11 protein-coding genes and 1 riboswitch are annotated in these 12,712 nt (G+C 47.0%); of the genes, 4 read left to right on the top strand and 7 right to left on the bottom strand.

Features of this window, described 5'->3' with window-relative positions; all coding sequences use genetic code 11:
- Positions 1-69 precede the first annotated feature (69 nt).
- Together DESRU_RS08090 and DESRU_RS08085 are read left to right on the top strand one after the other, a co-directional pair.
- The gene (locus DESRU_RS08090) at positions 70-591 is read left to right on the top strand and encodes a V4R domain-containing protein (protein WP_013841622.1); all 522 of its coding nucleotides are present in this window, start codon (positions 70-72) and stop codon (positions 589-591) included.
- A gap of 47 nt (positions 592-638) precedes the next feature.
- Entirely contained in the window at positions 639-1,922 is a 1,284-nt protein-coding gene (locus DESRU_RS08085; RefSeq protein ID WP_013841621.1) for a sensor domain-containing diguanylate cyclase, read from the top strand.
- A 39-nt stretch (positions 1,923-1,961) separates the two neighbouring features.
- Positions 1,962-2,051: riboswitch (cyclic di-GMP riboswitch) on the top strand.
- Positions 2,052-2,237: 186 nt separating this feature from the next.
- Here DESRU_RS08085 and DESRU_RS08080 read toward each other — a convergent pair.
- A complete protein-coding gene (locus DESRU_RS08080; RefSeq protein ID WP_013841620.1) occupies positions 2,238-3,164 on the bottom strand; it encodes a DUF4261 domain-containing protein in 927 nt (308 codons plus the stop codon).
- Between the two features lie 234 nt (positions 3,165-3,398).
- On the opposite strand from DESRU_RS08080, the gene DESRU_RS08075 reads away from it, so the two are divergent.
- Positions 3,399-3,683 carry a late competence development ComFB family protein gene (locus DESRU_RS08075; RefSeq protein WP_013841619.1) on the top strand — a complete coding sequence of 95 codons (285 nt, stop codon included), beginning with the start codon at positions 3,399-3,401 and terminating at the stop codon, positions 3,681-3,683.
- Positions 3,684-3,754: 71 nt separating this feature from the next.
- Complete coding sequence (locus DESRU_RS08070; RefSeq protein WP_013841618.1) at positions 3,755-5,869, top strand: PTS sugar transporter subunit IIC/EAL domain-containing protein; 2,115 nt, start codon at positions 3,755-3,757, stop codon at positions 5,867-5,869.
- A gap of 240 nt (positions 5,870-6,109) precedes the next feature.
- Here the strand turns inward: DESRU_RS08070 and DESRU_RS08065 are convergent, their stop codons facing one another.
- The 6 genes from DESRU_RS08065 to DESRU_RS08040 form a co-directional block, all read right to left on the bottom strand.
- Positions 6,110-7,030 carry an S-layer homology domain-containing protein gene (locus tag DESRU_RS08065; protein ID WP_013841617.1) on the bottom strand — a complete coding sequence of 307 codons (921 nt, stop codon included), beginning with the start codon at positions 7,028-7,030 and terminating at the stop codon, positions 6,110-6,112.
- A 188-nt stretch (positions 7,031-7,218) separates the two neighbouring features.
- Positions 7,219-7,791, bottom strand: coding sequence for a xanthine phosphoribosyltransferase (locus DESRU_RS08060; RefSeq protein WP_013841616.1), 573 nt, complete (start codon positions 7,789-7,791; stop codon positions 7,219-7,221).
- 21 nt (positions 7,792-7,812) lie between these two features.
- Positions 7,813-8,745: an ABC transporter permease gene (locus tag DESRU_RS08055; protein ID WP_013841615.1), complete on the bottom strand. Its 933-nt coding sequence runs from the start codon at positions 8,743-8,745 to the stop codon at positions 7,813-7,815.
- Between the two features lie 4 nt (positions 8,746-8,749).
- Positions 8,750-9,844 (bottom strand): ABC transporter permease, encoded by a 1,095-nt coding sequence (locus DESRU_RS08050; protein ID WP_013841614.1) that lies wholly within the window; start codon positions 9,842-9,844, stop codon positions 8,750-8,752.
- Complete coding sequence (locus tag DESRU_RS08045) at positions 9,841-11,370, bottom strand: ABC transporter ATP-binding protein (protein ID WP_013841613.1); 1,530 nt, start codon at positions 11,368-11,370, stop codon at positions 9,841-9,843. Before DESRU_RS08045 ends, DESRU_RS08050 begins: the two co-directional genes overlap by 4 nt.
- Positions 11,371-11,431: 61 nt before the next feature.
- A complete protein-coding gene (locus DESRU_RS08040; protein ID WP_013841612.1) occupies positions 11,432-12,547 on the bottom strand; it encodes a BMP family ABC transporter substrate-binding protein in 1,116 nt (371 codons plus the stop codon).
- Positions 12,548-12,712: the final 165 nt, after the last annotated feature.

Below are 12,712 nucleotides of genomic sequence, written 5' to 3'. Positions count from 1 at the left end.
TATACTCAATGCCAATGAGGGTGCGGATATATGCTCCGTTTCAAGCCATACCTAAAGGAGGAAACCTACATGCAATATGAAAATAAACCATCCAAGTTCACTTGGGAGGGCCTTGGAGATATTGGCGAAGGCAGAAAAAATATGGGACCGGATATGCCGGTGCTTGTTTACCGCCTGTTTCAATATACTTTAAAAGATATTTTAGCCAGAGAATATGACGAAGAGACTGCCTGCAGCCTGTATCGGGCAGCCGGACATCTGGCCGGTACGGAGCTGGCAAAAAACGTATTAGATCTTTCCGGCGACTTTGATTTCTTTGTTGCTAATCTAACCAATAAGCTTAAAGAGCTTAAAATCGGGATCTTACGTATTGAGAAAGCGGACCTGGACTCTCTTACCTTTACTCTGACGGTTTCGGAAGATCTGGATTGTTCGGGCTTACCTATTTCCGATCAAACCGTATGTGACTACGATGAAGGGTTTATCGCAGGTGTTTTGGAAGTATACAGCGGCCGCCAATTTACCGTAAAAGAAATCGACTGCTGGGCAACTGGGGACAGGATCTGCCGATTCTCCGCAGCTTTAAAATAGCTGGACTGCAGTTATATGAGAATGACCGGAAGATGAGGTAACGGAAGATGGACGATGAAAGTCAAAAAACGCTTGCAGCAATACAAGCTGTATTGGAGAGGCTGCTGTCCGGAAAGCAGTGCGGCACAATGGAAGTACATTCCCCTATACCTGAATTCCAGAAGCTGGTCGGGCAGATAAATCAATTGATTCAAAACATAAGTGAAATGAACCGTCTGGCCATTGACCTTTCGCAAGGCAAGCTGGATGGCCCCATCCCTCCCCGGCATAATTACATGGCCGGCCCGTTGAAGCAGCTCCACTCCCAATTGTCTACTTTGACATGGAGCTGGCAACAGTTACGGTCGGGATATATAGTTAGTAAACTGGAGAATACCGGCCAATTATTTGATGCGTTTAATGAGCTGATCGATCAGGTGGCGGCAGCTTCCACGCGGGAAGAAAATAGCGCTGCCTCTAATACGCCCACATCATTTAACAGTTGGCGTTACCACCAGATTCTCCAGACACTCGATATGCTGCACATTTTGGTGCTGGAAGTGGATAGCGGCGGGCGTGTGGTGTACGCCAACCGCCCGGCTAAAGAAATACTGGGAGATATAGAATATATCTCAGAGCAAACGGAAAGCAATGTGCTGGGGCTTATCGCAATAAACAAAGAGGAAAATAATTTTCCGGTTTTTCGGGAGATTTATGAAGACAGCAGCAACACATGGTATCGAGTTACGTCCGACAGATGTTTACTTCCCAATGGACAAGTGTTTTTCTTCAACACGATCGAAGATATTAGTGAATGGAAAATTAACGAGTATCAATTAAAGATGTCTGCTAGGGTGGATGCGATGACTGGGACCTATAACCGTAAAGCAGGGCTGGAGGAATTGGAAGAGATTCTGGCCCGTGCAAGACCCGTGGCTAACTGTATTGCTTTTATCGACATCGACGGCTTGAAAAACATCAATGATACTTATGGTCACAGTGAAGGGGATTATACAATAAAAAGTATTGCCAGGGTGCTTCTCTCATCAGTTCGTGGTTCGGATATCGTCTGCAGGTACGGAGGGGATGAATTTCTGATTATCTTCGAAAACTGTACGGAAGAAGTAGCAGAAAAAATCATCACAAGGATGTATGAAAAGCTAAAAAAACTGGACCGTAAAAATCTAAAATCCTATGCATTGTGCTTCAGTTATGGTATTGTACCTTTTTCTAATTGTTCCAATTCTGCCCACAAGGCTGCTGACCTGTTGAAACTGGCCGACCAAAAGATGTATCAACGTAAAAAGCAAAAAAGCAGGAAATACAAAAACCCTAACCTCAGGGATTGTTAATAGACAACACCATAGTTAAATAAAATAACAAGGCAACTTGTCAGATACTGGCAAACTGGTGGAAACACCGGGACGCAAAGCAATAGGGCCTAATCCTCCGGCAGGAGGGACGGCAGCCTGGCCGCCGAAGATAGGTTTTTTATTTTGTTTGGATATTGTCAAAGGTAATTTGACACATACTATGGGATTTCCCGCTCAAAATAAAAAGAGAGTGCCATAAACATAAGTAAAAAGCGGCATTCTCTTCTTTTTCATTTTTCCTTTCCAAAATAGAATTTGACAGCTTATCACCCTGTTTTCCCTTAACCTTAAGCCTTAGATTTCTCCGTTCCGTCTGCCGGAAGCAAACTCGCCGGCAGCTATGTCCAAAACAACACGGGAGGGCTGGATCAGGGAATCCTCGTATTGACACTTCCACTTGCTGTCCGGCTCAATTCCTCCGATTGTGTGTCCCGACTCAATGGGGGCGCCATTCTCAAATTGGTATATTGCCGTATTGTAGGCGTGCCTTACCACATCGTTCGGATTAAGGTCGCGGAAATGGTATTGCACGTCCGGCAGTCCCAAAGCATACAGGCCGAGCGTATCCACAAGCATATCATTTGACCCTTGTATATTGAAAAAGCGGGCATTGACCCCGCCCTGAAAAAAGCGGAGCGGGCCTGTGTATGGGTTCTCTCGCATGCTGTCTGCCGGCATCAACTTCCCGCTGGCATCAAAATAAACTGCTGCGCATTGGGGGAATAAATCAAGTAGGATTTCCAGCCAATCAGCGAGAATATCAGCGCGTTCCAAGGGAGGGAGTCCACCCGCCATAAAATCCGATGTCATTACCTGCCACGGGCAGGAGTCCAACAACTCAACTCCGTCCGGACAATCCCAAAACTGTGTGCGGTTAATGGCGTCGCCAATGGGCTCTTGCACAGGATTACATTCCACGAGCATGAGCTGCGACGGCACCTTTTTATCATCCTTATAGGTAACCAGATGATCGGTCAAGGCGAAGGACACAAGCCCCGAAGTATCGGAAACAACATCTATCCCCCCAAACCGAGCTTTCAACCTGTCTGTCAAGGCTGGAGACGCAGGCCTTGAAACCTTTTCCTTAAAGAGAAGCCGCATGACATATACGCCCGAATACTTGGCCTTCTCGCTCAAGTCCTGCTTAAGGATACTATTTTCGCCGTTGACCGGCTGATTGGCCTCTTGGTTTTTCGGGGCTTTCCTTTTATTCCAAAACATTTTATACACCTACTTTATGATATGAATCTAATTATATTATCGTAATTATTAGCAACAACAAATACCCTTCACTATAAAAAATTACAGTAATTAAAATAAAATAATTTTTTCCCTGTAACGAAAAAACATCAATTGGGAACAAAATTACATACATTGAATACAATTTGCAACAACGAGCCAATCGAATATTTTACATTTGAAAAATATGGCAAGGGCATGAGAGGATGGTAGGCCATGAATGAAAAATTCATTTCAAATAACGTAATGGAACAAATAGTTGACTGTAAGTTGAAAGGGTTAATGGAGCTGTCAAAAATGTGTACTTGTGAACGATGCCGTGCCGATGTACGTGCATTGGCATTGAATGATTTGCCGCCAAGATATGTGGTAACCCGCGTTGGTGAAGTAATGACGCAATGTGAGTTGCTTACTTTACAAAGGCAAATCAATATTACCATTTCAATAATGCGTGCTATTAAAATAGTATCCCAGAATCCCCGGCATAGTGATGAAATATAAGAATCGGCCTAATCGGCATTCTTTGCATTGCGACCTATAATTTATGCTTACCTGAAAGAGGGAATTAAGTAATGATAGAAAAATTTGAGGCGCTTGTATCTAAACTGGCGAATCAACAAACTCTTCGGGCTCTTCGCAAAGGATTATTATATTTGATGCCGTTCATTTTAATAGGTTCCATTGTTCTGGCACTGCTTAATCTGCCCATTCCAGCTTACCAGAATTTCCTGCTGTGTGTTTTTGGGGAAGGATGGCGGGAAATTGGGCATCTGATACATAGAGGTACACTTCAAATCATGGCCATTACAGCGCTGATTACGGTCAGCTATGCCATTTCAATGGAAAAAAGACTTGTGAAATCCGGCGAGGTAAATGCAATTATTATTGTAATAACGGCGTTTGCCTCTTTTATTGCATTTATAAATGACTCAAATATGATTATAAGTGCGGAAGAGGCAGGTTCCGCTGGTATGTTTGGAGCTATCGTCATATCTGTACTATCCTGCGAACTGTTTTGCTTTTTTTACAAATGCCGTGACTGTATCCAGCCTTCGGATCTGATCAATTATAACGGGAGCGCTCTGATCCGGGCATCTTTTCGGGCTGTTATACCTGCTCTGCTCACCGTCTCTATTTTCAGTGTGACCAAAATGCTGCTGGATTTTATCGGGCTGACCGGAAGTCAGGCAATGCTTTTGCAGGCAATAAATGAGATATGGATGACAGGACAGAACTACTCTTCCGCATTGATCATTATTGTTATCACGCATATCTTATGGTTTTTTGGCATACATGGCGGCAATGTCATTATGGATGCGCTGTCAGATGCAACACCGGTTATTTCTTCAGCGACAGATGCCAGTATCCTCACCAAGGAATTTCTCGATACATATGTTTATTTGGGGGGCGCCGGAGCAACTCTGGGATTGCTGGTTGCCTTGTTATTGATTGGGAAAAAAAGTAGTGAAAACCGGTTGGCAAAGATTTCTATACTGCCCGGTATCTTTAATATAAACGAAATCATGATTTTTGGTTTGCCGATCATATTCAACGCATATTTCTTTATTCCATTTGTCTTATCGCCTGTTATTCTGAGTTTTACTGCCTGGACATCTGTACGTATGGGATGGGTGCCTCCGGTAACGCAGGCAGTGGAATGGACAACCCCCATTTTTTTGTCCGGTTATCTCGGTACAGGATCAGTTGATGGGATTGTAATGCAGGCCGTTAACCTGGCATTGGCCGTATTGGTATATATTCCTTTCGTCCGGTTACAGGAAAGGCGCCAACAACGCGTCCGTATTACAGTTTTTAAAAACCTGGGAAGTGAGATTCAACAGATCCAGGAACAACAGAAGAAAACCGTCCTAAACCGACACGATGAAATAGGTTCTCTCGCCCGTGCCTTAGTAAGCGAGATCAAGGATGGTTTTAGGAACCGTACACAAACCCTTCATTTGGAGTACCAGCCTAAAGTAAACCACAAAGGCGAAGTTATGGGAGCGGAGGCTCTCCTGCGATGGATTCATCCTATCTATGGATATGTATCACCATTAGTCATATTGCGTATCTGCGATGAAGCCAACCTCACCAATGAATTGGGAATATGGGTTATGAATCAGGCATTCGGCGATTTAAAACGCTGGCAAAAACAAGGCTACAAAGTATCCCTTTCTGTGAATTTGAGTCCACGGCAACTACAGGAGGACGAATCACTGGTTCAAACTGTACAGTCCCACGTTAACCGGTTAGGTATTGAGCCCAGGTATATGGAACTGGAGCTTGTGGAAAATGCCGCAATCGATTCAAGCGATTCCACTCGGAGCAAGCTGGAAAAAATAAAGGGCATGGGCATAAATCTATCCATTGATGATTTTGGAATGGGGCACAGTTCGTTGCTATACATTTGTGATTTTTATGCCAATATCGTAAAGATAGATGCCGCTCTGGTACGCGCGGTTACCAGTGACAAGCAACGCCAGCAAATTGTAAAATCCATCCTTTCCCTTTGCAGTCAGTTAAATGTTAAGGCCGTGGCTGAAGGCGTAGAAACAAAGGAGCAGGTCCAACTGCTTCATGAACTTGGCTGTGAGTATTATCAGGGCTTCTATTTCAGCAGGTCTTTGAGCATTGATAGTTTTCTGGAATATGTAAAGCAGCACGGCGTGGTGGACCAATCTTGTTAGAGTAAGTAACACCTTATCCTTTCTAGAATTGAAAAGGGCGTCATCTTTCAATGAACGCCCCGGTGAAGATGGTTACTCTGCTTTGGTTTTGCCCTGAATCCTACGAAAAAGGACACTGAAAAATCAGTGTCCTTCGTTGTTTGTCCATCTTCCACACTCGCACCGTAATGTCGACTGTTTACAAAAAGCCTGTTTTTCAGGGCTTTTTGCTTTACTGATGCGGGGGGATTGGCGATTGTTTTATTTTTTCTGTAATTGAATTTTTAAATTTAGCGGATATTGAGCGGGTATGGAGTGACTATCCTTGGGTTCGGTAATGGCCGTGGAATTGTAAGACCCCGACGAAGGCTCCCTTGTTTGATAGGTTACGTTTAAGGTTTCACCCTCTAACGCCAGGTCAATAATTTTTATTTCATAACCGCTGGAAGGCTTTTCACCCCAGGAAAGCTCTACTTTCCGTCCTCCCTCCGCATCGGTTATGATCCTGGCCGATATATCGGAATTGTTGGTGTTGATTCGTTGTTTCAGGTTGGCCAGAATTTTATTTAATTCTTCCTGGGTCATTCCCTGCTGCGGCTGGAAATTTCCCTGCTGATCGACATCCATAATCTTCAAACCAACCACCTGTTGGACCGCCTCAACCGCTTCTTTGTCAACCTGAGACAAATCCTTTACAGAAGGAATTTCCCCCGGCTGACTAGCCGAAATTTTGGCTTTCTGATGCATCAAATTGGCAAGGATAACAGCCATCTCTTCCCGCGGCATTTTTTCATCCGGTCCGAAGGACCTGTCCACCGTATTCAGAGCGCCGTTATAACCCAATATGGTAATGGCTTCCGCAGCCGGAGAGTTTAGCGGCACATCATCAAAAAAGTCCTTTACCTCCGGAGCTTCAAAAAAACGGTAGCCATCCAAATTTAGGTCCAGGGCGTCTACCAATTTTGTAGCCACTTCTGCCCTGCTTACAAAGGATTGATTGTATGATGACTCCATCGGTGAAGCGGATAAATGATTTGTATTTCTTACAGTACTTTCCTTTTGCTGAGCCGGGTTAAAGGGTGCTTTTACCATTTCAACAGCCTGACCCAATCCCATAGGCCCCAGAAAAAGAACACCCGCCAGCATACTCCCGAGGAGCACAATGCCGAATTTTTTTTGCATATTATTCCCTCCTCGTAAATATTGACGTTGGAAACCCTGTCCTTGTTCCAGGATTTTGTCCTGAAAGTAAAAAATTTACAACTCTTAATCTGCAAATAATAGAACGCGGAAATCTGTAAAATCCGCGTTCTATTCCTGTTCGGTTCTTTATGTTATCTGTCTATTAAAGTAGTTCTGCGACACTTCCTCTATTCACCTAAATGTAATTTTCCACCCTCTAAGCTGTGGATTTTTACTAAAGATTCGATAGGAATACCGGATTCCCGCAGGGCCTGGCCTCCCCCTTGAAATACTTTTTCAATCACAATGCCGATGCCCACCAACACCGCTCCGGCTTGTTTCACCAGTCCCGTCATTCCTTTAAGGGCTTCCCCCCGGGCCAAAAAATCGTCAACAATTAATACACGGTCATTGTCTGTAAGATATTTTTTAGCCACATAGACATCCACGGACTCCTGCTTGGTAAAAGAGTAGATATTGGACAGATAATAATTATGATCCAGCGTGGACGGCTTTTTCTTTTTGGCAAACAATAAGGGGACCTTCAAAGCCATGGCGGTTGTCAGCCCCACCGCAATTCCGGAAGCCTCCACTGTCAGAACCTTGGTTACCTTCCCTGCTGCAAAACGGCGGGCAAACTCGGTTCCGATCTCCATCATTAAAACGGGATCCACCATATGATTAATAAAGGAATCCACCGAGATAACCTGGTCGGAAATAACCTTGCCGTCCTTTTCAATTCTATCTTTAAGCAAATCCATTCGGATAACCCCTCTCTTAAGTTAACGCTCTTCGCGGTCGTAGGGCAGGCCTAAGGCACCCGGAGCACCCACCCGGTTAATCATGGCCTTACGGGTCACAATAATTAAAACGAAAATGGTAAAAAGGTAAGGAAGCATTTTAAAAAAGAACGAAGGAATCATGATTCCCAGGGTTTGGGCCCGAAAACCAAAGGCATCAATGCCGCCAAAGATATAACTGCCCAACATGGCCCGCAAGGGGTTCCAGGTGGCGAAGATCACCAGAGCCACGGCAATCCAGCCCCGGCCGGCAGTCATATTCTCCAGCCAGGTTGGGGCGTAGGCCAGAGAGAGATAGGCTCCTCCCAGTCCCCCTAGCATACCGCCCGCAATAACATACAGATACCGCACTTTGTAAACACTGACACCCAGAGAATCCGCCGAAGCGGGATTCTCTCCCACAGCCCTCAGGTTTAACCCTGGCCGGGTGCGGTAAATTAAAAACCACAATAAGGGCACCAGCAGATAGCTAAGATAAACCAGCATATCATGCTGGAAAAAAATCGGTCCTAAGAAAGGGATATCACTGAGATAGTTCATATGAAAGGGTTTAAAGGCATTTTCCACAGGAATACCGATGTAAGGCTTACCAATAAAACCCGATAAACCCGTCCCAAAAAGTGTCAGGGCCAGACCGCTGACAACCTGATTGGCCTGCAGGGTTACGGTGAGAAAAGCATGAATCAGGGCCAGGGCCCCTCCGGCGATCATGGCTGCCATCAGGCCGATCCAGGGATTCCCGGTCCGTACCGCAAAAACAAAGCCGCTCACGGCGCCCACCAGCATCAGGCCCTCTACGCCCAGGTTTAGTATACCGGCCCGTTCGGTCAAAATTTCCCCCAGGGCAGCATAGAGGATGGGGGTTCCCGCTGTGATGGCGGTAGCCAAAATAGCAATGATGATGTCTTGAGTCACCGGGCTATACCTCCACTTTCTCTTTGCCCTTCAGGACAAGCTTATAACGATTAAAAAACTCTCCGCCCAGTACAAAGAACAGTAATGCTCCTTGAATCATAGAGACAATGGCCGCAGGCACCCCGCTGGTCTGCACGCTATAGCCGCCTACCTGCAAGGCCCCCAGCAGAAAAGAAACCAAAATAATGGCCATGGGATTTAATTTGGCCAGCCAGGCCACAATAATAGCGGTGTAGCCATACCCGGGGCTGATTCCGGCCTGCATTCTCTGGGTAATGGCCGAAACTTCCGCCATGCCGGCCAAACCGGCCACCGCCCCGCTTAAGAACATAACCACCAGAATATTTTTGGCAATATTCATTCCCGCAAAACGGGCTGCCCTGGGGCTCTCCCCGATCACGGTAACCTCATATCCCCAGCGGGTACGCCTCAACGCCAGCCATAAAATCAAGGCAATCACCAGGGCAAATAAAAGCCCTGCATGGACACGGCTGTTGCCCAGGGTAGGTAAAACAGCCGCCGGCTCAAAGGTCGCACTGAGGGGAAAATTCATCCCATTGGGATCCTTCCAGGGGCCAAAAACCAGATAGCTCACCCAAAGGATGGCCACATAGTTCAGCATCAGCGTGGTAATGGTTTCATTCACGCCCAAATAAGCCCTGGGTATGGCCGGCAGCAGGCCCCAAAGCCCACCCAGCAGCAGACCCATGCCAATCATTGCGGGCAGCATGATATAAACCGGCCATTGGGGGAAGCTTAAAGCCACCCAGGAAGCCCCAAAGGCGCCCATATAAAACTGACCCTCCGCCCCAATATTCCAAAGCTGCATTCTAAAGGCAATGGAGACGCCCAAGCCGCACAGCATCAGCGGGATTGCCTTAACAACCGTCTCGGAAAGGCCGTATTTCGAGCCAAAGGCTCCGCCCAGCATGCCCCCGTAAACGGACATGACTTTACTCCAGGTGATGCCCTCGGGACTGGCCAAGCCGTTAAGATATAAAAATACCGCTCCGGTACAAAGGGCCAGCAGAACAGCAATAACCGGAATCAAAACAATATTAAAGGGGGAAGGCGTTAGCCTTCTTTCGATGCCAATCATGAAGCCACTTCCTCCCCGAACCGGGAACCCAGCATCATCAGGCCGATCTGTTCCGGCTCCGCTTGCTCAACGGGTAGAATTCCCATTAAAGTTCCCTTAAACAATACCCCGATACGATCGGATAGCTTTAACAGCTCTTCCAGATCCTCCGATATTAACACAATGGCGGCACCCCGGTCTCTCTGGTCCAGAAGCATTTTATGCACCGCTTCGGCGGCTGCAATATCTAAGCCGCGCACCGGATAAACAGCCACAATCACCCGGGGGGAGGAGGCCAGTTCCCGGGCCAGCAGCAGCCTTTGCAAATTTCCTCCGGACAACATTTTAACCGGTGCATCCAAACCGGTAATTTTTACATCCACTTCCTGAATCAATTTTTCAGCAAAATCGGCAGTCTTCCGACGGTTTATAAATGGGCCACTGCCCAACCCGGGACGCCGGTATTCCTTCAATATTAAATTATCCACCGCTCCCAGGTTGGGCACCAGCCCGGAACCCAAACGGTCTTCAGGGATATAACTTACATTTTCTTCAATAATTTGCCGGGGAGAAAGATTAGTGACATCCTTTCCGCCAATGAAAATCCCGCCATCGGAAACAGGCCGCAGCCCTACAATCACCTCGGCCAGTTCCCGACGGCCATTTCCGGCAATCCCGGCGATTCCCAGCACTTCTCCTTCTTTAACGGTTAGAGAAACCTGGTTCAATCCCGGACGGTGGCCGTCACTATCCGCAGACACATGATTTAAGGCCAGCATCTCCCGGCCAAAGTTACCGGGCTTCTTTTTAGAGGGGATAATCATGTCCTGTCCCATCATAAGCCTGGCTAATTCCCGTTCGTTCACTTGTTCCCTGGACCGGGTGGCCACGGACTTGCCACTTCGGAGAATGGTAACCCGGTGAGCCACTTCCATTACCTCATTGAGTTTATGGGTAATGAGAATAATGGACTGCCCTCTGGCGGTCATTTGGCGCAGCACCTGAAACAATTCTCTGGCCTCCTGCGGGGTCAACACGGCCGTCGGTTCGTCCAGAATCAATACCTTGGAACCCCGGTACAGCATCTTGACAATTTCCACCCGCTGCCTCTCGGCCACCGATAACTGCCAGATCTTTGCGGTGGGGTCAACCTGTAGCCCATAGCCCTTGGAGATAGCCTCGATTTCCTTTTCCACCTGACGGGTCTTCACCAAAAACTCGGTATCTTTGCTGCCCAGAATTACATTTTCAGCCACCGAAAAGGTCTCTACTTGTTTAAAATGCTGGTGCACCATGCCAATTCCGGCATCAATGGCCTCCCGGGGGGAACGGAAGGTTACCCTCTGACCCCCGATATGGATTTCACCGGCGTCCGGCCTGTATAAACCGGATAAAATGGACATAAGGGTGCTTTTACCAGAGCCATTTTCCCCCAGTAAAGCATGGATCTCGCCATGTTTTACCTGTAAATTGACCCGGTCGTTGGCCAGCACCCCCGGAAACCGCTTTATAATCTGCTTCATTTCTACCAAAACATCGGTAGTCAAGTTATTCTCTCCTTAAATTTTTGCTGCTGGCAGTTCATCCTGCCAGCAGCGTTGAATTTTTTTATTTAGGAATGGTTCCGTCTACCCCTTGAACAAACCAGTCAAAAGAAAGCATCTCTGCGTCGGACATCTTTTGCCCTTCAGCAACCTTCACCTGACCACTCTGATCCTTAATGGGTCCGGTAAAGACATCCCATTTGCCGGATATGATTTCCTGCTTCTTCGCCTCTACCAATTGCTTGCTTTCTTCGGAAACCATGGGCCCAAAGGGTGCCAGGTCCACAACATTGTCGGACATGGGGCCCCAGTATTGTTCGCTCTTCCAGGTTCCTGCCTGAATGGCTTTAATGGTATTTACATAATAGGGACCCCAATTCCATACGGCAGAAGTCATAACCGCCTTGGGGGCCATTTTGGACATGTCGCTGTTGTAGCCAATGCCAAACTTTCCTGCCTCTTCAGCAGCCTGCTGAGGACCTGCGGTATCCTGGTGCTGGGCAATTACGTCAGCCCCGGCCTGGAGCAAGCTCTTGCCGGCTTCCTTTTCAGCAGCGGGATCGTACCAGGTATTGGTCCATACAACTTTCACCTTGGCATTGGGGTTTACGGACTGAACGCCCAGAGTAAAGGCGTTAATGCCGCGGATCACTTCAGGAATGGGGAATGCGGCTACATAACCGATGGTGTTGCTTTGGGTTGCTTTACCGGCTACAACACCGGAAAGGTAGCGCGCCTGATACATACGGCCAAAATAAGTGCCCACATTGTCAGCGGTCTTGTATCCGGAACAGTGTAAGAAAGTAACGTCGGGATACTTTTGGGCCACCTTAATCACCGGATCCATGTAACCAAAACTGGTTGCAAAAATTACTTTATTGCCTTTTTCAGCCAGTTCGGATAATACACGCTCAGCATCCGCACCCTCGGGAACGGATTCAATAAAAGTTGTTTCCACATCGGGAATTTCCTTTTGCAGGTACTGGCGGCCCAGATCATGGGCATAACTATAGCCGCCGTCACCAACCGGTCCAACATAAATAAAGGCCACTTTCAATTTATCAGCGGGTGTTTCTTTATTGGCATCTTCCGCCGGCTTTTCGCCGCCGCAGCCTACCAGCGCCACCGCTAAGGCTAGTACAAGTAGAATGGATAAAATTCCTCTCAAACTCGGTTTCACTTTTTACCCTCCTCATAAATCCCTTGCCGATCTAAACCATACCATGGAATCCGACCTCCCGACCGCCACCCCTCCCTCAATAAAATTACCAATGCTTAACTATGCTGGTATTCAATATTTTGTAAGAAAATCCTGCCTTATCCGACAAAAAATTAAAACCTCTTA

This window comes from Desulforamulus ruminis DSM 2154 (assembly GCF_000215085.1).
Classification (GTDB): domain Bacteria; phylum Bacillota; class Desulfotomaculia; order Desulfotomaculales; family Desulfotomaculaceae; genus Desulfotomaculum; species Desulfotomaculum ruminis.
The sequence above is the reverse complement of the archived record's forward strand: the minus strand, read 5'-3'. Positions and strand labels throughout refer to the sequence as shown.